Annotated in this window: 15 protein-coding genes and 1 pseudogene; 12 read left to right on the top strand and 4 right to left on the bottom strand. The window is 73.2% G+C overall.

Annotation, left to right across the window (positions count from 1 at the left end; all coding sequences use genetic code 11):
- Nucleotides 1-39 precede the first annotated feature (39 nt).
- The 3 genes from ACWDXC_RS03125 to ACWDXC_RS03115 all read left to right on the top strand — a co-directional run bounded on the left by ACWDXC_RS03125 (nt 40) and on the right by ACWDXC_RS03115 (nt 4,083).
- Nucleotides 40-2,043: an ArnT family glycosyltransferase gene (locus ACWDXC_RS03125; RefSeq protein WP_449977451.1), complete on the top strand. Its 2,004-nt coding sequence runs from the start codon at nt 40-42 to the stop codon at nt 2,041-2,043.
- Nucleotides 2,044-2,126: 83 nt separating this feature from the next.
- Entirely contained in the window at nt 2,127-3,020 is an 894-nt protein-coding gene (locus tag ACWDXC_RS03120; RefSeq protein WP_308125584.1) for a glycosyltransferase family 2 protein, read from the top strand.
- A gap of 1 nt (nt 3,021) precedes the next feature.
- Complete coding sequence (locus ACWDXC_RS03115; protein WP_449977449.1) at nt 3,022-4,083, top strand: glycosyltransferase family 4 protein; 1,062 nt, start codon at nt 3,022-3,024, stop codon at nt 4,081-4,083.
- Here the strand turns inward: ACWDXC_RS03115 and ACWDXC_RS03110 are convergent.
- Nucleotides 3,984-4,943 (bottom strand): lysylphosphatidylglycerol synthase domain-containing protein, encoded by a 960-nt coding sequence (locus ACWDXC_RS03110; protein WP_449977446.1) that lies wholly within the window; start codon nt 4,941-4,943, stop codon nt 3,984-3,986. The two genes, ACWDXC_RS03115 and ACWDXC_RS03110, sit on opposite strands and share 100 nt — an antisense overlap.
- Before the next feature lie 159 nt (nt 4,944-5,102).
- Here ACWDXC_RS03110 and ACWDXC_RS03105 point away from each other — a divergent pair, with 159 nt between their 5' ends.
- The 7 genes from ACWDXC_RS03105 (at nt 5,103) to ACWDXC_RS03075 (ending at nt 15,198) form a co-directional block, all read left to right on the top strand.
- A complete protein-coding gene (locus ACWDXC_RS03105; RefSeq protein ID WP_449977444.1) occupies nt 5,103-5,930 on the top strand; it encodes a methyltransferase domain-containing protein in 828 nt (275 codons plus the stop codon).
- 740 nt (nt 5,931-6,670) lie between these two features.
- Nucleotides 6,671-7,516, top strand: coding sequence for a lysylphosphatidylglycerol synthase domain-containing protein (locus tag ACWDXC_RS03100; RefSeq protein WP_449977442.1), 846 nt, complete (start codon nt 6,671-6,673; stop codon nt 7,514-7,516).
- Between the two features lie 94 nt (nt 7,517-7,610).
- On the top strand, nt 7,611-8,729 hold the full coding sequence (locus ACWDXC_RS03095) for a glycosyltransferase family 4 protein (RefSeq protein ID WP_364173087.1): 1,119 nt from the start codon (nt 7,611-7,613) through the stop codon (nt 8,727-8,729).
- Between the two features lie 32 nt (nt 8,730-8,761).
- Nucleotides 8,762-9,841: a mannose-1-phosphate guanylyltransferase gene (locus ACWDXC_RS03090; protein WP_246643762.1), complete on the top strand. Its 1,080-nt coding sequence runs from the start codon at nt 8,762-8,764 to the stop codon at nt 9,839-9,841.
- Between the two features lie 30 nt (nt 9,842-9,871).
- Entirely contained in the window at nt 9,872-10,768 is an 897-nt protein-coding gene (locus ACWDXC_RS03085) for a DNA-3-methyladenine glycosylase family protein (RefSeq protein WP_449977437.1), read from the top strand.
- 47 nt (nt 10,769-10,815) lie between these two features.
- Entirely contained in the window at nt 10,816-13,374 is a 2,559-nt protein-coding gene (locus ACWDXC_RS03080; protein WP_449977434.1) for a bifunctional FO biosynthesis protein CofGH, read from the top strand.
- A 150-nt stretch (nt 13,375-13,524) separates the two neighbouring features.
- Nucleotides 13,525-15,198 (top strand): substrate-binding domain-containing protein, encoded by a 1,674-nt coding sequence (locus ACWDXC_RS03075; RefSeq protein ID WP_449977431.1) that lies wholly within the window; start codon nt 13,525-13,527, stop codon nt 15,196-15,198.
- A gap of 63 nt (nt 15,199-15,261) precedes the next feature.
- Here ACWDXC_RS03075 and ACWDXC_RS03070 read toward each other — a convergent pair whose 3' ends face one another.
- The 3 genes and pseudogenes from ACWDXC_RS03070 to cofD form a co-directional block, all read right to left on the bottom strand.
- Nucleotides 15,262-15,993 carry a lytic polysaccharide monooxygenase gene (locus ACWDXC_RS03070; protein WP_449977428.1) on the bottom strand — a complete coding sequence of 244 codons (732 nt, stop codon included), beginning with the start codon at nt 15,991-15,993 and terminating at the stop codon, nt 15,262-15,264.
- A gap of 91 nt (nt 15,994-16,084) precedes the next feature.
- Nucleotides 16,085-17,341: pseudogene (locus ACWDXC_RS03065) on the bottom strand (coenzyme F420-0:L-glutamate ligase); the annotation flags it as partial.
- 170 nt (nt 17,342-17,511) lie between these two features.
- Nucleotides 17,512-18,450, bottom strand: coding sequence for a 2-phospho-L-lactate transferase (cofD, locus tag ACWDXC_RS03060; protein WP_357584053.1), 939 nt, complete (start codon nt 18,448-18,450; stop codon nt 17,512-17,514).
- Nucleotides 18,451-18,632: 182 nt separating this feature from the next.
- On the opposite strand from cofD, the gene ACWDXC_RS03055 reads away from it, so the two are divergent.
- Together ACWDXC_RS03055 and ACWDXC_RS03050 are read left to right on the top strand one after the other, a co-directional pair.
- The gene (locus ACWDXC_RS03055) at nt 18,633-20,540 is read left to right on the top strand and encodes a hypothetical protein (protein ID WP_449977424.1); all 1,908 of its coding nucleotides are present in this window, start codon (nt 18,633-18,635) and stop codon (nt 20,538-20,540) included.
- A 299-nt stretch (nt 20,541-20,839) separates the two neighbouring features.
- Nucleotides 20,840-21,100 carry a WhiB family transcriptional regulator gene (locus ACWDXC_RS03050; RefSeq protein WP_049564653.1) on the top strand — a complete coding sequence of 87 codons (261 nt, stop codon included), beginning with the start codon at nt 20,840-20,842 and terminating at the stop codon, nt 21,098-21,100.
- Nucleotides 21,101-21,110: the final 10 nt, after the last annotated feature.

The following is a 21,110-nucleotide window of genomic DNA, read 5'->3' as shown; positions in this document are numbered from 1 at the left end:
AGGTGATGCCGTCGTGATGTTGGATACGCTCGCTGGTCGATGGAACTCGCCCGGACGCGCGCCCCGGCGGCGGGCCGGGTGCTCGCCGTGGTCACCGTGCTGCCCGCGCTCGCCGTGGCCGGGTGGCTGCTGGCCGGACTGGGGCTGCTCCTCGCTGACGGCTACCGGCCGCTGCCCGCGTTCCTGATCGGGCTGCCGGTCGCCGCGGCGCTGTGCTGGGCAGGGGCGCGACGGGCGGCGCCGCTCACCGCCACCGCCGGGCAGACGGCCGCCGTGCTCGCCGTGGCGCTCGGGTCCGGGGTGTTCAACGCCGTCCTGCACAGTGAGCAGCTGCTCGTCCGGCGCGACCCGGCCACCTACGCGCAGTACGCCGTGTGGCTGGCCCGGCACGGCTCGCTGCCCATCGACCCGCGGGCGGAGGCGTTCGGCGGGCCGGACCCGGCGCTGGTGTTCGACAGCATCGGCTTCTACCGCGGCGACGGGACGGTGGTGCCGCAGTTCATGCCGGGGCCGCCGCTGCTGTACGCGCTGGGGGAGTGGCTGGGCGGCATGCTGCTGACGCCCGCCGTGCTGGGGGCGCTGGCGGTGCTCGTGGTCGGCGGGCTGGCCGCGCGCCTGGTCGGCGGCTGGTGGGCGCCCGTGGCGGCGCTCGCGTTCGCGGTCAGCATGCCGGTGCTCTACACGTCGCGGGCCACGTTCAGCGAGATCCCGTCGGTGATCCTGCTGTTCGGCGGGCTGGCGCTGGTGCACGACGCGCTGGAGCGGGAGCGGCGGGCGCTCGCGGCGCTGGCCGGGCTGGTGTTCGGGCTGAGCGTGCTGGTCCGGGTCGACGGGCTGCGCGACGTGCTGCCCGCGCTCGCGTTCGCCGGGCTGCTCATCGCGCTGCGGCGGCTTCCCGGCCGCACCGGGCGGCTCGCCCGCGGCTCGGGGGCGGGGCTGCCGCTGCTCGCCGGGCTGCTGGCCGGGGCCGGCGCCGGGCTGCTCGCCGCCTACGTGCTGTCCCGCCCCTACCTGAACTATCTGTCGCGTTCGGTCGAGCCGCTGCTGCTGATCTGCGCCGCCGTGCTGCTGCTCACCGCCGCCGCGACGGCCGCCGCGCCCGCCCTGGCCCGGGTACGGCTGCCGCGCCGGCTGCCGGAGGCCGGGGCCGCGCTGGTCGTGCTGGTCATGGCGGGCCTGGCCGTACGCCCCTGGGTGCAGACCGTGCGCCGCGAGCCCGACAACGTCGACGACCGGCGGACCTTCGTCTTCATCGAGCAGATCCAGAAGGCCAACGGCCTGCCGCCCGACGGCTCCCGCCTCTACTTCGAGAACTCGCTGCACTGGGTGGGGTGGTACATCGGCGTCCCGGCGGTCGTGCTGGCCACGCTGGCCGCGGCGGTGCTGCTGCGCCGGCTGCTGCGCGGCCGGGAGACCGCCTGGCTGCTGCCGCTGGCGGTGATCGGCTGGACGACCCTGACGACGCTGCTGCGGCCGGAGATCACCCCCGACCACCCGTGGGCGGCCCGCCGCCTGGTGCCCGTGGTGATCCCCGGCCTGGTCCTGCTGGCCGTGTGGGGCGCCCCATGGCTGGCCCGGCGCTTCCCCCGGCGCTTCCCCCGACGCTGGGCCGCCCCGGTGCTCGCGCTGCTGGTGCTCGCGCCGCCGGTCTTCACGTCGATCGGCACCGCGTTCACCCCGGTCGAGCGCGGCGAGGCGGCGGCTGTGGCGCGGATGTGCGCGCGCATCCCGGACGACGCCTCCGTGGTGATCGTGGAGCGGGTCACCGGCGACCGGTTCACCCAGGTCGTGCGCGGCATGTGCGGGGCGCCCGCCGCCAAGGCGGACGAGGCGTCCGAGGACGACGTGCGCCGCGTGCTCGCCCGGGTGCGCGCGGCCGGCCGCACCCCCGTCGTGCTGGCCGCCGAGGCCGGCCAGGTCGCGCCCTACGGCACGCCCGAGCAGGTCATGGCCCTGGTGACGCGGCAGGACGAGCGCTCGCTGACCAGCCGCCCGGACGGCACCTGGTCGCTCCGCGTCAACGTCTGGATGGCGATCCCTTGACCTGATGTGGACCCGCGTTTCTGCGGGGCAGAGTACCCTCGACGCACGTGAGCACGCCTGAGACCCCCCAGAGTGGAAACGCCGTGGAAGAAGCGCCATACGTCACGATCGTCCTGCCCTGCTACAACGAGCAGGACCACGTCATCGACGAGGTCGAGCGCATCACCAAGGCCATGGACTCCAGCGGCTACACCTATGAGCTCGTCGCCGTCGACGACTGCTCGACCGACGAGACGCTGGCCAGGCTGCGTGAGGCCGCGCCCGGCTACCCGCACCTGCGCATCCGCGCCTTCCACCGCAACGGCGGCTCCGGCACCGTGCGGCGGATCGGCACGCAGGAGGCCAGGGGCGAGATCGTCGTCTGGACCGACGCCGACATGACCTACCCCAACGAGCGCATCCCCGAGCTGGTGCAGCTCCTGGAGAAGGACCAGACGATCGACCAGGTGGTCGGCGCGCGCACCAGCGAGGAAGGCTCGCACAAGCTGCTGCGCGTCCCGGCCAAATGGGTGATCCGCAAGGTGGCCGAGATGCTCGCCGGGCAGAAGATCCCCGACCTCAACTCCGGGCTGCGCGCCTTCCGCAAGTCGGTGGCCAGGCCCTACCTGCGGCTGCTGCCGCCCGGGTTCTCCTGCGTCACGACGATCACGCTGTCGTTCCTGATGAACCAGCACGACGTCCACTACGTGCCGATCGACTACGCCAAGCGGGCGGGCAAGTCGAAGTTCAGCTTCGTGTCCGACGCCTACCGCTACATCCTCCAGGTGCTGCGGATGATCATGTACTTCAACCCGCTCAAGGTGCTCATGCCGCCCGCGCTCTGGCTGGTCGGCATCGGCATCGCCAAGGGCGTGTGGGACATGATCGACACTCCCTTCTACCTGCCGTCCAACACGGTGATGATCTTTCTGTCCGGCCTGCTCATCGGCTCGGTGGCACTGCTGGCCGACCTGATCGTGCGGTCGCGGGGCGACTAGCGTGCGCATCGCGATCGTCGGCCCCACCTACCCGTACAAGGGCGGCGGGGCCCAGCACACCACCGAGCTGGCCCACCGGCTCGCGGCGCTCGGCCACGACGTGGTCATCGAGTCGTGGCGGGCGCAGTACCCGTCGTTCCTCTACCCGGGGCAGCAGACGATCTCCGCCCCCGAGGGCGTCCCGTACCCGAACACGCGGCGTGACCTCGACTGGCGGCGGCCGGACGGGTGGGTCGCCGCCGGGCGGCGGCTCCGCTCGGCCGACCTGGTGATCCTCGCCGTGCTCAGCCCGGTGCAGGTCCCCGCCTACCTCGGGATCCTGTACGGCATCCGCCGCAAGGCCCGGACCGTCGCGCTCTGCCACAACGTGCTGCCGCACGAGCGCAAGCCGTACGACCAGCCGCTGATGAAGGCGCTGCTCAAGCGGGTCGACGGGGTGCTGACGCACTCCGAGGAGCAGGCGGGGCTGGCCCGCGGGCTCACCGGCGGCCCGGTGCGCGTGGCCGCGCTGCCGCCGCACCTGCCCTCCACCCACGCCGGGCGCTCCGACGAGGTGCACCGGCGGCTGCTGTTCTTCGGCATCGTCCGCCCGTACAAGGGGCTCGACCTGCTGCTGCGGGCGCTGCCCGAGGGGATCGGGCTGACCGTCGCCGGGGAGTTCTGGAGCGGGCTCGACGACACCCGGGCGCTGATCGACGAGCTGGGCCTGGCCGACCGGGTCGACCTGCGGCCCGGTTACGTGGCCGCCGACGACGTGCCGAAGCTGTTCGCCGAGGCGGACGCGCTCGTGCTGCCCTACCGCAACGCGACGGCCAGCCAGAACGTGTGGCTCGGGCACGAGCACGGCGTGCCCGTGATCGCCACCCGGGTCGGCGCGCTGGCCGACCACGTGACCGACGGCGTCGACGGGCTGCTGGTCGAGCCGGGCGACGTCGGGGCGCTGCGGGCGGCGATCGAGCGCTTCTACGCCTCCGGCGAGCCCGAAAGGTTGCGGTCGGGGGTCAAGGCCGTCGACCCGGCGCCGTTCTGGTCGGCGTACACCGCGACGCTCCTCGACGCCTGACGGCCCAGCAGGAATGCCAGCCCGGCCGCCGTCGCGTCGGCCAGCGTGAACGCCAGCCGCGACACCACGGCCACCGCTAGCGCCGCGCCGGTGCCGATGATCGGCTGCAGCACGAGCACCAGCGCGCCCTCGCGCACCCCGACCCCGGCCGGCACCACGAACGTGAGCAGCCCGGTCGCCCAGGCGAACGCGTAGGCGCCGGTCGCGATCACGTAGAGGTCCCACCGGCCCGCGAGCAGCCAGGTGTGAAGCCCGTACACCAGCCAGCCCAGCGTGGTCCACGCCACCGCGACCAGCACCGTGCGACCGGGCAGCACGCTGTCGAGCGTGTCGCGGCGCGCCACCCGCAACGCCAGGTTGAGCCCCCACGTCAGCACCTTCGGGTGCAGGCACACGACGATGACCGGCACGAGCAGCAACAGGTACCACGCCTGGCGCACCGCCTCCTGCGACGCCAGCGTGGCCGCCGCGATCGCCAGGCCCACCCCCAGGTTGATCACCAGCGCCAGCGAGATGCACGCGAACGTCCGGCGCGGCGGGCTCCCGTGGTCACGGCCGAGCTCCATCATCGCCGCGTACGCCCACACCGCGCCCGGGATGTACTTGCCGAGCTGCCCGACGAACATGATCCGCCCCGCCACCCGCACCGGCAGCGGCGACCCCAGCCCGGCCAGCACCTGCCGCCAGGCCAGCAGCATGCAGAACTGCCCGGCCAGCACCGCGCCGAACGCCCCCGCCACCGCCCACGGCGAGATCCCCGCCACGGCGTCACGGGTCGCGTCCCAGTTGCTCGCCAGGCCGTAGCCGAGAAAGCCGAGTGCGACCAGGGCCAGCACAACGCGCAGCAGTCGGCGGATCACCCGCCCAAGGCTACTTCAGCAACGGTGCCCGAGATAGAGCCCACGACCGCCGTGACCAGCACGTCCTCGAAGCGCCCCGGCCGGCGATTCCCCGGCGGGCCGCCGTACCGAAGCCCGTTCGACGGCCGGGGGCGGCGAGCGCGGGTACTGTTGGGCGGCGTGGGAAAGCAACGGGTCGCGCAGCTGGAATACTCCGAGTTCCAGTCCGCGATGCTCGACGAGGCGAAGCGCAGGCGCAAGGCCGCGAAGATCATCGCGGTGCTTGAGCACTTCCACGGACCGCTCGGCGGGCTGACCGTGGGCGACGTGGGCTGCTCGGCCGGGTTCATCGCCGACGAACTCGCCGCGGCAGGGGCCGGGCACACGCTCGGCATCGACATCGACGTGCCGGGGCTGCGCAAGGCCGCCGACCGGTTCGGCGAACGGGTCGCCTTCGTGTGCGGCGACGGCACCGCGCTGCCGTTCCCCGACGGGTCGCTCGACGTGCTCGTGTTCAACCACATCTACGAACACGTGGTCGACCCCGACGCCGTGGTCGCCGAGATGCACCGGGTGCTCTCCGACGACGGCGTCCTCTACCTGGGGCTGGGCAACCGGCTCGGCATCATGGAGCCGCACTACAAGCTGCCGTTCCTGTCCTACCTGCCGCCCGCGCTCGCCGACCGCTACGTGCGCGCCTTCGGGAAGGCCGACCACTACTACGAGCGCTTCCGCACCCGGCGCGGGCTGCGCCGCATGCTGCGCGCCTTCCACGTGTGGGACTACACGTTCCCGGTGCTGGCCACGCCCGGCCGCTTCGCCGGAGGTGAGCTGTTCCCCGGCGCCCTGGGGCGTCTCGCCCAGACCGTGCTGGCCCGTACGCCCCGGGCGGTGCTGCGGCTGCTGCTGCCGCTCGTGCCCACCTACCTCTGGGTCGCCACCAAGCGCCCCCGCCTCCCGGCCGGCGCCCCCCTCCCGCAGCCCCCGGAGCGGATCCCCCCACTGTGACCCGCCCCAACGACCCCACCCCCGCTCCCCGGCCCGTCCCCCCCACCACGGGCACCCGTTCGGGAGAGGGCGCCCCTTCGGGTGAAGCACGACCCCTCACGGATGCGAAATCCCCCGAGGACGCGACGCCCCCTGCGGGCACCCGCCCCTCGGGGGAGGCGGAGGCGCGGCCCCGCCCGGATGCGGACCCCCTCCGGGACGGAGAGCCCTCCACGGGCGCTCGCCCTCTCGGGGAAGCGCGGCCCCGCGCCGACGTGGGACCCAGCGGGGATGCGGAGCCCCCTGCGGGCACCCGCCGCCTTGGCGGGGGCGCTGTCTTCTCGGAGGGCCGTCCCCTCGGGGAGGGGAAGCCCTGCCCCGAGGAGGAGCCCTCCCGGGCCCTGGGGGAGGCGGGATCGTCCTCGGACGAGCGCCCCCTTGAGGAGGCGGAGCCCTCCGGGGACACCCCGTCCCTTGGAGAGAGCGTGCCCTCCCCGGAGGGGCGCCGCGTGGGGAAGGGGCGGCCGTCCGGCGAGGGCCAGTCCCGTTGGGAGGGGGAGCCCTCTGCGGGCGCCCGCCCCCTCGGGGAGGCGCGGCCTCGCGCCGAGGCGGGACCTGGCGGAGAGGCGGAGCCCTCCGGGACTGCCCCGTCCCCCGGAGAGGGCGCGTCCTCCCCGAAGGGCCAGTCAGGTTGGGAGGGGGAGCTCTCCGGGGAGGGGTCAGGGCGTCCGGGCCGGAAGGGGCGGGGGCTCAAGAGGGCGGTGCGGCTGGGGTTCCTGGGGGTGGCGCTCGGGTTCGGCGGATGGGCCGTGGCGTCGCAGTGGGACGCCGTGGCGGCGGGGTTCGCCGCGCTGAGCTGGCCGATGCTGGGCGGGGCGCTGGTGGCCGTGGTGGGCGCGCTCGTGGGGGCGATGCTGACGTGGCGGACGCTGCTGGCCGACCTGGGGTCGAGGCTGCCGCTGCGCCCGGCGGCGAAGGTGTTCTTCGTGGGCCAGCTGGGCAAGTACATCCCCGGCGCGGTGTGGCCGATGCTGGCGCAGATGGAGATGGGCCGCGACCTGGGGGTGCCGAGGGCGCGCAGCGCGGCGGCGTTCTTCCTGATGATGCCGATCCAGCTGGCGACGGGCCTGCTGGTGACGCTGGTGACGCTCGGGTGGGACCGGTTCGGGTGGCTGCTGCTCCTGGTGCCGGTGCTGCTGGTGCTGCTGGAGCCCCGGGTGATCAACGGGGTGATCGGCTTCGGGCTGCGGAGGTTGCGGCGGGAGCCGTTGGAGCGGCCGTTGACTCGGCGGGGGATGCTGGCGGCGCTGGGCTGGGCGGTGGCGGGGTGGACCTGCTACGGGGTGCACCTGTATTTCATCACTCCGGATGTCGGCCTGGTGTTCGCCGTCGGGGCGTTCGCGTTGTCGTGGTGCCTGGGCATCATGACGTTCGTGGTGCCGGCGGGGGCGGGGGTGCGGGAGGCCGCGATGGTGGTGGCGCTGGCTCCGGTGATGGACAGCGGGCGGGCGATCGCGGTGGCGCTGTGCTCGCGCGTGGTGATCGTTCTGGGCGATCTGATCTGTGCCGGGCTGGCGGGAATCGCTGCACGGCGGGACTCAGTGTGATTTGGGCCACGATTTAGGGGACGCTGGTCATAAGCTGAACGAAGAGGGGGACGTGGAGTCCCGACGTTGATCTTGAGGGGAGAAGATCTACGTAATGCCTCGAGTGCTCGTCGACGCGGCGGCGGTCCCGGCCGACCGTGGCGCGCTGATCAGGTACGTGGACGGTCTGGTGTCGGCTCTCGACCGGGCGGGAGCCGATCTTGCGGTGGTCTGTCAGCGGGCCGACGCCGAACGCTACACCCGGCTCGCGCCTTCCGCCCGGATCATCCCGGGCCCGGTCTCCATCACCAACAGGGCCGCGCGGCTCGCGTGGGAGCAGACGGGCCTGCCGCTGCTGGCCCGCCAGGCGGGGGCCGAGGTGATCCACGCTCCTTATTACTCGATACCGCTCCGGTCGGGCCTGCGGACGGTCGTCACGGTGCACGACGTCTCCTGGTTCACCGAGCCCGACCAGCACAGCGCGGTGAAGGCGTCGTTCTTCCGGTCGGCGACGCGCACCGCCGTGCGGCACGCCAACCGGGTGATCGTGCCGTCGAAGGCGACGCGGGACGAGCTGGTGCGGGTGCTGGCCGCCGACCCGACACGCATCGACGTCGCCTACCACGGGGTCGACCAGGCGCTGTTCCATCCTCCGACGGAAGCGGAGGTGCGGCGGGCGGCCAGCCGGTTCGGCCTGCACGGCCAGTCGTACGTGGCGTTCCTGGGGGCGCTCGACCCGCGCAAGAACGTGCCGAACCTGGTGCGGGGCTTCGCCGCCGCGGTGGCGGGCCTGGCGGATCCACCGGCGCTGGTGCTGGGCGGCGGCGTGCACGAGGACGACGTCGACGCCGCCTGCCGGGAGGTGGAGGCCACGGTCAAGGTGGTGCGGCCGGGCTTCCTGCGGGCGCCCGACCTGCCGGGGTTCCTCGGCGGGGCGCTCGTGGTGGCGTTCCCGTCCAGCAGTGAGGGGTTCGGGCTGCCGGTGCTGGAGGCGATGGCCTGCGGCGCGCCGGTGCTGACCACCCAGCGCACCTCGCTGCCCGAGGTCGGCGGCGACGCGGTCGCCTACACTGAGCCGGACGCCGACAGCATCGCCTCCGCGCTGGCCCAGCTCCTGGCCGCGCCGGAGCGGCGAGCGCAGCTTCGGGAGGCGGGTCTGGCCAGGGCCAGGGAGTTCACCTGGGAGGCCTCCGCGGAGGCGCACCTCAGCTCTTATCAACGCGCAGTCGAATAGTTGGGTACCCTCGCACAGTTATGGAGAGCTCTTTGCCAGATCTAGAGGCGATCCTCCTGGTCGGGGGACAGGGCACGCGCCTGCGTCCGCTCACGCTGGGCACGCCGAAGCCGCTGCTGCCGACCGCCGGAGTGCCGTTCCTGGCCCACCAGCTGGCGCGGGCGCGCTCGTTCGGGGTGCGCCGGATCGTCTTCGCGACCTCGTACAAGGCGTCGATGTTCGAGCCGGTGTTCGGCGACGGGTCGGCCCTGGGGCTCTCGCTGGAGTACATGACGGAGGAGACGCCGCTGGGCACGGGCGGCGCGATCCGCAACGCCGCCGAGGCGCTGTCGTCACCGCCCGACGCGCCGGTGCTCATCCTCAACGGCGACATCCTGTCCGGCCATGACATCGGCGACCAGGTGCGGGCGCATCTGGCGCGGGAGGCGGCCGTGACGCTCCACCTGACCGAGGTGGAGGATCCGACGAGGTTCGGCTGCGTGCCCACGGACGGCGACGGGCGGGTGACCGCGTTCCTGGAGAAGACTCCCAACCCGGTCACCAACCGGATCAACGCGGGCTGTTACGTGTTCACCCGGTCGGTGATCGACCAGATCCCGCGTGACGAGGTGGTGTCGGTCGAGCGGGAGACGTTCCCGGGGCTCATCGAGTCGGGGCGGCTCGTGCTGGGTTACGCCGACCGCACATACTGGCTCGACGTGGGCACGCCGAGCGCGTACGTGCAGGGGTCGCGTGACCTGGTGCTCGGCAGGCTGGCGTCGCCGGCGCTGCCGGGGCCGGCGGGCGAGTGGCTGGCGCTCGACGGCGCGCTGGTGTCGCCGGAGGCGAAGGTGCAGGGCGGCACCGCGGTCGGCGCCCGCACGGTGGTCGAGGCGGGCGCGACGGTCGTCGGGTCGGTGCTGGCCGACGACTGCGTGGTCGAGGCGGGCGCGATCGTGACCGACTCGGTGCTGGGGCAGGGCGCGCGGGTGTGCGCCGGCACGGTGGTGCGTGACGCCGTCATCGGCGACGGGGCCGTGGTGGGGCCGGGCAACGAGCTGCAGGCCGGGGTGCGCATCTGGCCGGGCATCGAGCTGCCGGAGCGCGCGGTCCGCTATTCGAGTGACGTCTGACCTGCTCGTTCCGTGCCGCAGACTGGATGGGTGAGGGAGCGTAGCTGGGCGCCCGCCGGGCCGCTCGACGTGGGCCTGGCGCTGGCGGCGCACAAGCGCGGCGGGGGCGACCCGGCCTGGTGCCGGACCCCCGACGGGGCCGTGTGGCGCACCTCCCGCACCCCTGACGGGCCGGTCACGCTGCGGGTGACGGTGGCTGGGGGCCAGGTGCACGGGCGGGCGTGGGGGCCGGGCACGGAGTGGGCGCTGGAGTCGCTGCCCGGCCTCGTGGGCGCCGACGACGACCTGTCGGGTTTCACCGCGCGGCATCCGGTCCTGGTCGAGGCCATGCGCGCGCACGCGGGCGTGCGCATCGGCCGTACGGGCCGCGTCATGGAGGCGCTGGTCCCGGCGGTGCTGGAGCAGAAGGTCGTCGGCCAGGAGGCGTGGCGCGCCTGGCGCTACCTGCTGCGCCACTTCGGCGAACCGGCCCCGGGCCCCGCGCCCGACGGGATGCGGGTGGCGCCCGAGCCGCAGGTGTGGCGCGAGATCCCGTCCTGGCACTGGCACCGGGCCGGGGCCGAGGCGGTGCGCGCCCGCACGATCGCCACCGCCGCCTGGCACGCCGCCAAGCTGGAGGCCGCCGCCACCAGCGAGGAGCTCGACCGGCTGCTGCGCGCACTGCCGGGCATCGGCGTGTGGACCTCCGCCGAGGTGCGCCAGCGGGTGTTCGGCGACCCGGACGCCGTCAGCGTGGGCGACTTCCACCTGGCCAAGATCGTGGGCTACGCGCTGACCGGGGAGAAGACGGACGACCCGGGCATGCTGCGGCTGCTGGAGCCCTACCGGGGCCACCGGCACCGGGCGGCGATGCTCATCACGCTCACCGGCCGCCGCCCGCCGGCCCGCGGCCCGAGGATGGCCGCGCGCGACTATCGGTCCTTCTAGAAGCCCTGGGTGCGGTACGAGAACTCAGCGCGTCGTAGTGTGCCGCTATGAGTCTTGTCAGTGATTCCGCGTTCCGCCGCGCGCTCGCCCGTGCCCGTGACGGCAAGGCGCTCGACGCCGCCGAGGCCACCGTGCTGCTGCAGGCACGCGGCGACCACCTGGACACCCTGCTCGACCACGCCGCCCGCGTACGGGACGCGGGGCTCGCCGCCGCCGGCCGCCCGGGGGTGATCACGTACAGCAGGAAGGTGTTCATCCCGCTGACCAGACTGTGCCGGGACCGGTGCGGCTACTGCACGTTCGCCACCGCGCCGCACAAGCTGGAGGCGCCGTTCCTCAGCCCGGACGAGGTGCTGGAGATCTCCCGGCAGGGCGCGGCGATGGGCTGCAAGGAGGCGTTGTTCACGCTCGGCGACCGGCCGGAGGACCGGTGGCACCAGGCGCGCGAGTGGCTCGACGCGCACGGCTACGACGACACGCTGTCGTACGTGCGCGCGATGGCGGTGCGGGTGCTGGAGGAGACCGGGCTGCTGCCGCACCTGAACCCGGGCGTGCTGAGCTGGCGTGACCTGCAACGGCTCAAGCCGGTGGCGCCGTCGATGGGCATGATGCTGGAGACGACCTCGCGGCGGCTGTTCGAGGAGAAGGGGCAGCCGCACTACGGCTCGCCCGACAAGGACCCGGCGGTGCGGCTGCGGGTGCTGGAGGACGCCGGGCGCAGCAACGTGCCGTTCACCACCGGCATCCTGATCGGCATCGGCGAGACCGTCGAGGACCGGGCCGAGTCGCTGTTCGCGATCCGGAAGGTGGCGCGCGAGTACGGCGGCGTCCAGGAGGTCATCGTGCAGAACTTCCGCGCCAAGCCGGACACGGCGATGCGCGGGCTGCCGGACGCCGACCTGGAGGAGCTGGCCGCGACCATCGCCGTCGCCCGGCTCGTGCTGGGCCCGCGGGCGCGGGTGCAGGCGCCGCCGAACCTGGTCGACGCCGAGTACGCGCTGATGATCCGCGCGGGCATCGACGACTGGGGCGGCGTGTCGCCGCTCACCCCCGACCACGTCAACCCCGAGCGCCCCTGGCCGCAGATCGACGAGCTGGCCGCCAGGACCGCCGAGGCGGGGTTCCGGCTGCGCGAGCGGCTGACGGTCTACCCGGAGTACGTCAGGGCCGGGGAGCCGTGGCTGGACCCCCGCGTCATGGCGCACGTGGCCGCGCTGGCCGACCCGGAGACCGGCCTGGCCAGGCAGGACGCGGTGCCACGCGGGCTGCCGTGGCAGGAGCCCGACGGCGGGTTCGCCCCCACGGGCCGGGTGGACCTGCACGTCGAGGTGGACACCACGGGCCGGACCGGCGACCGGCGCGACGACTTCGACCACGTCTACGGCGACTGGGAGGCGCTGCGCGAGCGGCTGCCGGCCGCCGCCGGGCGCGGCGCCGTGCCGGGCGACGTCAGGGAGGCGCTGCGGGCCGCCGAGCGCGACCCGGCGGGGCTGACCGACGAGCAGGCGGTGGCGCTGCTGTCGGCCGACGGCGACGCGCTGGAGGAACTGGCCGGGATCGCCGACGAGCTGCGCCGCCAGGCCGTGGGCGACGACGTGACGTACGTGGTCAACCGCAACATCAACTTCACGAACGTGTGTTACACCGGCTGCCGGTTCTGCGCGTTCGCCCAGCGCCGCACCGACGCCGACGCCTACACGCTGAGCCTGGAGCAGGTCGCCGACCGGGCCGAGGAAGGCTGGCTGGCCGGGGCCACCGAGGTGTGCATGCAGGGCGGCATCCACCCCGACCTGCCCGGCACCGCGTACTTCGACCTGGCCAGGGCGGTCAAGGAGCGCACGCCCGGCATGCACGTGCACGCGTTCTCCCCGATGGAGGTCATCAACGGCGCAAGCCGGACGAACCTCTCCATCGAGGACTGGCTGCACGCCGCCAAGGAGGCCGGGGTCGACTCCCTGCCCGGGACCGCCGCCGAGATCCTCGACGACGACGTGCGCTGGGTGCTGACCAAGGGCAAGCTGCCCGCCAAGGAGTGGATCGAGGTCATCACCACCGCGCACCGCGTCGGCATCCCGACGACCTCGACCATGATGTACGGGCACGTGGACGACCACCTGCACTGGGTCAGGCACATCAAGCTGATCCGGCGGCTGCAGGAGGAGACCGGGGGGTTCTCCGAGTTCGTGCTGCTGCCGTTCGTGCACACCAGCGCGCCGATCTACCTGGCCGGGGTCGCCAGGCCCGGCCCGACCGCCCGCGAGAACCGGGCCGTGCACGCCCTGGCCAGGATCCTGCTGCACGGCGCCATCGCCAACATCCAGTGCTCGTGGGTCAAGCTCCAGGACGACCTGTGCCGCCAGGTGCTCCAGGGCGGCGTGAACGACCTCGGCGGCACCCTCATGGAGGAGACGATCAGCCGGATGGCCGGCTCGGAGAACGGCTCGTACAAGACCATCAGCGAGCTGCGCGCGATGGCGGAGGTCACCGGCCGGCCGGTCAGGCAGCGCACCACCGAGTACGGCGTGCCGAGCGCGGAGCGGCTGGCCGCCTCGGCCGCCAGCGACGGCGTGTGCCAGAGCGTCAGGCGGGTCCTGCCGCTGGCCTAGATATAACAAGTTCTATCGCCTCTTGCGCCGGTCGTGGGAGGCGCTGGGACAATCGACACCCCCCTTCAAGTGAGGTGCACCGTGCGGTTAGGGCGACACCGCGCCGCGCTGTCTCCCAGGCAGAGACGGAGGAAGGCGCTCCAACGCGGCATGCTGGCCGGCCTGGCGGCCGTGGCCGTGCTGGCCGGCGGAATCGTCCTGGTGTCCGGCGGCACGGGCGCGCTGTGCACCGCGCGAGAGCCTGTTCTGGTCGACGTGGCGGCGGCGGTGGACGTGGCGCCCGCCGTGATGGAGGCGGCGGGGCGGTTCAACGGCACGCGGGCGAGCGTGGGCGGGCGCTGCGTGCTGGTCCAGGTGACCGAGCAGCCGCCCGCCACCGTGCTGCGCACGCTGATCGGCGACCGGGCGGGCGTGCTGCGCGAGCGGCCCGACGGCTGGATCACCGACTCGTCGGCGTGGATCCGGCTGGCCCGCAAGCAGGGCGCGCGGTCGCTGCCGGCGGGCGAGCGGGTGGTGGCGACCTCGCCGCTGGTGTTCGCCACCCGGTCGTCGCTGGCCGAGCGCTTCGCGGTGGGCAACACCGAGATGAACTGGCGGATGGTGTTCCCGCCGACGCTGCGCGGCCGGCTGACGCCGACCGAGGAGGAGCCCGACGTCGTACGGGTGCCGGACCCGTCGCTGGCCGGGGCCGGGATCGCCACGGTGGCGGCGGCCCGCGACGTCGTCGGCGCCGGGCCGGAGGCCGACAAGGCGCTGACGGCGTTCGTGCGGTGGGCCCAGGCCGGGTCCGCGCCCGACTACCGCAGCATGCTGGAGGCCGTCGACGACCGCACGTTCTGGAAGCGGCCGGTCGTCATCGTGCCGGAGCAGTCGGTGCGCGAGCACACAGGCCGGGGCCCGTCCGCCGACCCGGTCGTCGCCCTGCACCCGCGCGAGGGCACGATCACGCTCGACTACCCGTACGTGGTGACCGCGACCGACCCGGCCGTCGCGGAGGCGTCCGCCGCCTTCGCCGCCTGGCTGGGCGAGCCGCAGGCGCAGGAGATCGTCCGGCGGGCCGGGTTCCGCTCGGGCGACGGCTCGCAGGGGCCGCTCGCGCCCGGCCCGGACGCCACGCCCCGGGTGCGGCCGTCGGTGTCGCCGGAGGACATCGACGAGGCGCTGCTGGCCTGGAGCAGGCTGGCCCCGCCGACGAACATCCTCGTGCTCAGCGACACCTCCAAGCACATGGCCGAGCCCCTGGGCGACACCACCCGCGTCGAGGTGGCGCTGGCCGCCGCCAGGACCGGCCTGGCGCTCTTCCCGAACTCGACGCACATGGGCCTGTGGGAGTTCGCCGACCGGCTCGGCGGCAGCGAGGACCACCGGGAGCTGGTGAGCCTGGGGCCGATCGACCGGCCCGAGAGCGGCCAGGTGGTCAGGCGCAGCCGGCTGAACGAGCTCACCGGCACGATCACCGCCCACCCCAAGCGCGGCAGCTCGCTGTACGAGGCGATCCTGGACGGCTTCCGCGAGGTGGGCGAGGCGTACCGGGAGGACATGAACAACACGCTGCTGGTGATCACCGCGGGCAGGGACGACGGCGGCGGGGTCTCCCAGGCGGAGCTGCTGGCCGAGCTGCGCGAGGAGTGGGACGCGGACCGGCCGGTGCAGATCGTCGTCATCGCCTTCGGCAAGGACGTCGACCGCGCCGGGCTGACGGCCGTCACCTCGGCCACCAACGGCTCCCTGCACGTGGCCCAGGAGCCGGGCGAGATCATCGACGTGTTCCTCGCCGCCCTGGCCCGGCGCCTGTGCCACCCGACCTGCCGGCCGGGGGCGTGACGAACCCGGGGCATGGAGAAGGGGGCGCCCAGGTGGGCGGGCGCCCCCTTCGGTCATTTCAGGTCAGACCCTGCCCCATAGGGCGGGGACGTTGGGCGGCTCCCAGCCGTTGATCGCGGTGTGCGGCTGGAGGCAGCGGTAGGTGGCGCCGCCGTAGGTGACGGTCGAGCCTGCGGTGTACGCGGTGCCCGCGGTCCAGGTGCCGCCCGGAGGGTTGGTGGGCGTGTCGGTCGGCGTCGGGGTCGGGGTCGGGGTGGGCGTGGGCGTCGGGGTGCCGGGGCCGCCGCCGCCGACCTGGAGGTCGATGCAGGCGTAGAAGGCCATGGCGGTGTCGGCGATGTTCCAGATGGCCAGCACCTTCTGCCGGCCGGGGAACTGGCTCAGGTTCACAGTGTGTGACACCTGCGCCGGGGGACGCCGGCCGCCGTCGTTGAAGACGGCCACCCGGGTGCCACCGACGTAGTACTCCCACGTGCTGGTGGCGTGCTGGACGGTGAGCCGCCAGTTGAAGTTGACGCTGGTGCCCACCGAGGTGACGGGCCACGGCTTGCTCTCATCGCTGAGCTGGGCGAACCGCCCGACTCCGCCGTGGCAGTTGCGCTGGCCCTTGGGGCCTTCGACGCTCTGCGGCTCGTAGATGATGTCGCCGCAGTTGGCGACGCGCCCCTGGGCGCAGTGGGCCTGGCGGCTGGGCGGCGAGTTGACGTACCCGTGGGCCAGGGCCGGTGAGGTGTTGAAGACCACCGTGGCGACCGCAATCGCCACGACGGAGAGTAACTGGAGCAACCTCTTCATCTAGTGGCTCCTCTACTTGGGGGGATGGCCCAAATGTAAAGGAAAGTTTCCTAACGGTAAACCGTTACGTGACTGGGGCACGAAATATCAGTCAGCGGGACACGATGAAGTCCAGCGCGTCACGCGGCGCCCGGTCCCGCGGTGGCGCGGCGGCATGGCCCACCGCCACACAGCCCATCGGGTCCCACTCCTCCGGCAGATCCAGCACCTTCCGCACCACCGGACGGCAGAACATCGTCGACGACACCCACGCCGACCCCAGCCCCTCCACCGCGAGCTGGACCAGGAAGTTCTCCACGCCCGCGCCCATCGCCACCACGAACATCTCCCGCTCCGCGGCGTTGCGCCGCTCGTCGCGGTAGGTGTGCGAGCCCTCCATCACCAGACACGGCACCACCAGATAAGGGGCGTTGCGCAACACGTCACCCCGCCTGATCCGCTTGGCGATCGACTGCTCGGAGAAGCCGTCGCCGCGCAGGTCCTCGATCCACGCCTCCCGCATCGCGTCCACCAGCCGCAGCCGCGTCTGCGCCGACTCCACCAGCACGAACCGCCACGGCGTCGTGTGATGCGGCGCCGGCGCCGCGATCCCCGCGGCCACCGCCCGCCGCACCGCCTCCGGATCCACCGGCCGGTCACCGAACTCCCGGATCGTCCGGCGCGCGAACACCACGTCCCGCGACCCGTACCGGAACAGGTCCTCGTCCGCCGGACGCACCAGCGGGCGCACCCCCGGCCCGTCCTCCTCCGTCACCAGATGCCCCAGCCCCCGCACGATCGCCACCGGGACGCCGTCCAGCTTGCCCTTGACCAGCTCCGCGGCGGCCGCGATCTCGTCCACCAGCGCCGTCACCGTCGCACTCAGCGGATTTCCGTACGCGTCCCGCGAACCCCGGAAGTCGGCCGTCGTCACCACGCCCGCCGACCCGATCGCCACGTCCGTCAGCCCCTGCCGCCACGGCCTGCCGAACGTGTCGGACACGATCACCCCGACCCGGCCGCCCAGCCCCGCCCGGATCCGCCGCGCCGACGCGTCCGGATCCTCCGGCAGCAGCAGCACCGTCCCCGGGTCGGTGTTGGACGCGTCCACCCCGGCGGCGGCCATCACGAAACCGTGGCGCGTCTGGGAGATCACCGTGTCGCCGCGCCTCGCGACGACCCGGTCCGTCTCGTCCTCGATCGCCTTCGCCCGGTCCGGCGCCTCCCTGACCCTTCCCTCGGCCTTGCTCACGATCTTGGACGTGACGACGACGATGTCCCCGTCCCGCACCCCGGGGACGAGCGCCGCGATGTCGTCCCCCGGCCGCACCTCCCCGATCCCCACCACAGGCACCACCTCGACCCGCCCGCCCGCGGCCCCCTCCCAAGAGGAAGGCGCATTCTCTACGGCGGGTGCGGGGCCGCCCGTCCCGGAAGCAGCCACACCCCCTGCGGTGGGTGCGGGGGAGGCGCCCTGTGCTCCTTCTTCCGGAGAGAGCGTGCCCGGTGCGGGGGTTGCCTGGGGCTGCGTGGGGTGGGTCATGAGGTGAGCTCCTGGGCGAGGTCGAGGGCGGCGCGGGCGAGGGCGGCCGTGGCCGCGGGGTCGGACATGAGCAGGGGCCGGGCCTCGACGCGTACGCCGTCGAGGGCGACGCCGGCGTCCTCCGGCGCGACCAGCCAGCCGTCGAGCAGGTCGGACCCGTACAGGGAGAGGACCGCCTGGGCGCTGGTCTCGACGCCGATGGCGGTCAGGCAGGCGTCGGCCATGCCGCGCACGGGGGCGCCGCCGATGATGGGGGAGACGCCCACGACGGTCTTGGGGAGCAGGGCGTCGCGGATGCCCGGCACCTGGAGGATGGTGCCGATGCTGACGACGGGGTTGGACGGCGGCAGGATGACCACGTCGGCGTCGGCGATCGCCTCGAGGACGCCGGGGGCGGGCTTGGCCGACTCGACGCCGACGAGGGCGATCGACTCGGCGGGGACGGAGGCGCGTAGGCGCACCCACCATTCCTGGAAGTGGACGGCGCGCCGGCCGCGCTCGTCGTCGATGACCACGTGGGTCTCGCACCGGTCGTCGGTCATGGGCAGCAGCCGTACGCCGGGCTGCCAGCGGGCGCACAGCGCCTCGGTGATCTGGGAGAGCGGGTAGCCGGCTTCGAGCATCTGGGAGCGCACGATGTGGGTGGCGAAGTCGCGGTCGCCCAGCCCGAACCATTGGGGCTCGACCCCGTAGGCGGCCAGCTCCTCCTTGACGACGTGGGTCTCGTCGGCGCGTCCCCAGCCTTGTTGCTCGTCGATGCCGCCGCCGAGGGTGTACATGACGGTGTCGAGGTCGGGGCAGACGCGCAGGCCGAAAAGGGTGATGTCGTCGCCGGTGTTGCCGATGACGGTGATCTGGTCGGCGGGCGCGGTCGCGCGGAGTCCGCGCAGGAAGCGGGCGCCGCCGATGCCGCCGGCGAGGGTCACGATGTGCATGCGGAACAGTCTTCCACCCCCCGTCCCGGGACCGTTTTTCCCCTTTTCTTGACGGCCCGCAAAACCCTGATATGCGGGGAAAAGAGCGACTATTGAGATCTACGAGCTTCCTGGGACTCCCGCCGGACAAGTCGGTGATGTGGCAAACTCCCTTCGGGCTAAAGGGTCCGATGGGGGTACTTGTGAGCAACTTTGACGTCGCCAGGCTGAAGGAGCCGGCCGCCTGGATCATGCTGGCCGCCGGTGGCCTGGACATCCTGCTGACCATCGGCCGGATTCTGATCGGCTCGACCAGCGCGGACTTCACCGAGCGCGCCTACATGCACTTCTCCGGCCTGACCAGCCCGGTGATCACGGCCTTGCTGCTCGGCGCGGTGCTGCTGCTGACCAAGGTCGGCCCGCCGTCGGCCAAGGCCAAGCCCGTCGCGTACATCGCGGCCGGGGCGCTGGCCGCGGCGGCGGTGTTCGGCGCGCTGTCGCTGCTGCTCGGCCTGTTCGCGGGCAACACCGCGCGTTCGACCGTGGAGTTCCTGCTGACGGGCGTGCCGATGCTGGCGCTGACGGCCCTCGCGCTGGTGTACCTGCTGCCGCAGGTCATGCCGGAGCGCCGCCCGGCGGCCCCGTACGGTCAGGGCTTCCCCCAGCAGGGGTACGGCCAGCAGGGCCAGTTCCCGCAGGGCCAGTTCCAGCAGCCCGGTTACGGCCAGCAGGGCTTCCCGCAGCAGGGTTACGCCCAGCAGCCTCCGTCGCAGGGCGGCCAGGAGTACGGCCAGCCGGACTACGGCCAGCAGCCCGCCCCCCAGCAGGCCCAGGCGGACTACGCGCAGCCCCAGCAGGCGATGCCGCAGCCCAACCAGCAGCCCGCCCCGCAGCCCAACCAGCAGCCCGCGCCGCAGCAGGGGTACGGGCAGCAGCCGCCGAGCTACGGCGGCCAGCCGGAGCAGCCCCCGTACCAGCAGCAGTCCTACAGCCCGCAGCCGCCGTCCGGCGCGCAGGAGCAGCCGCAGCAGGACGCCTACCAGCCGCCGGTCCAGCAGCCCCAGCCCCAGCAGGCCGCCCAGCAGTATCCCCAGCCCCGGGCGGCCCTGCCCGCGGCCCCGTCCGACCAGCAGCAGGACTCCGGCGGCTACGGCCAGCCCGCCCAGGACCCGTACAGCCCCCAGTACGCCCAGGACGCGCCCCAGTACGCCCAGGAGACCCCGCAGTACGGCCAGGACCAGCACTACAGCCAGGACCCCTACGCCGCGCAGGCGCAGGAGGCGCCGCAGTACAGCCAGGACCCGTACAGCCCGCCCGCCCAGGACCAGCAGTACGCCACCCCGGCCGCGGACCCGTACGCCCAGCCCGCCCAGGAGCAGTACGCCCCGCCCCCCACCGAGGCGTTCCCCCCGGCGCAGAACCCGTACGCCCCGCAGCAGCCCGCGCACGCGGCCTACACGCCGTCGGAGACGATGCCGGACTCGGGCTACCAGCCCCCGTCGGAGTATCAGCCGGCCCCGTACGTGCCGGCCGACAGCCAGCCGAACGTGCACAACCAGCCCAACCCGTACGCCCCGTCGTACCCGTCGGGCGAGACCGCGCCCAGCGTGCCGTACCCGGACCAGCAGCAGCCCTACTACGACCGCCAGTCGGCGTTCGACCAGCAGAACCAGCAGGCCCAGCAGAGCCCGGGCCAGCAGCACGGCCAGGGCGGCCAGCCGTTCACCGGCTATTCGGGCCACGAGTTCGGGGCGCCGCAGCACGAGCCGGACCCGCCGGTGGACCCGCGCTCCCAGCAGCTCCTGGACGCCTACCAGCAGGCCGATTCCTACCAGTCGGGCGTGGGCACCGCGCCTGACCTGCGCGTCCCGGAGTACGGCCAGCCGCAGCGGCACGACGACGTGTTCGGCCACCCGCAGCAGCCGCAGGCCGCCTACGAGCCGCAGCAGGGCCAGTATCAGCAGCCCGGCTGGGGCCAGCAGCCGGCGGATTCGACGATCCGCCTGGACCAGCAGGCGATCCGCGGTGACGCGCTGGGGGACCAGCCGCGCCAGGGTGACGATCCGATCGACCCGACCGCCATATACACCCCGAATGAGCCACGCAGGTAAGGAACCGGCAAACGACGGCTAGAGAAGAGGTGGCCCGGAGGGCGGGGCTCATCCCGCCCTGATACGGTTCCGACCGCTGACAGCGTTGAACACGCCCGGCGCAAACCGGGCGCGAACATCTGATGCCAGGCACGACCGGGGCGAGAGCTGGTCTTCCCCCGGATACCGGCATGCCGCTTGACGCCACGTACGGCACACGCGTGTAATTACAACCATGTTGTTACGCCTTCCCGTGGGTGGGTACAAGGAAGGCGTTCCATGGGGGGCTCCATTGCGGGCGGGCGGCAGGGAGGTGTGCAGTGACCGATCTGGTCATCGCACAGGATCAGCTTGACGCTGAAGAACTCGGCTGGCAGGAGCGCGCACTCTGCGCGCAGACGGATCCAGAGGCGTTCTTCCCGGAAAAGGGCGGCTCCACCCGAGAGGCCAAGAAGGTGTGCCGATCGTGCGAAGTGCGTGCGGAGTGCCTGGAATACGCACTCGAGCACGACGAGCGCTTCGGCATCTGGGGTGGGCTGTCCGAGCGGGAGCGCAGACGGATCAAGCGCCAGGCCGTTTAGGGATAGATGT

Source organism: Nonomuraea sp. NPDC003214, from assembly GCF_053590035.1.
The sequence above is the reverse complement of the archived record's forward strand: the minus strand, read 5'-3'. Positions and strand labels throughout refer to the sequence as shown.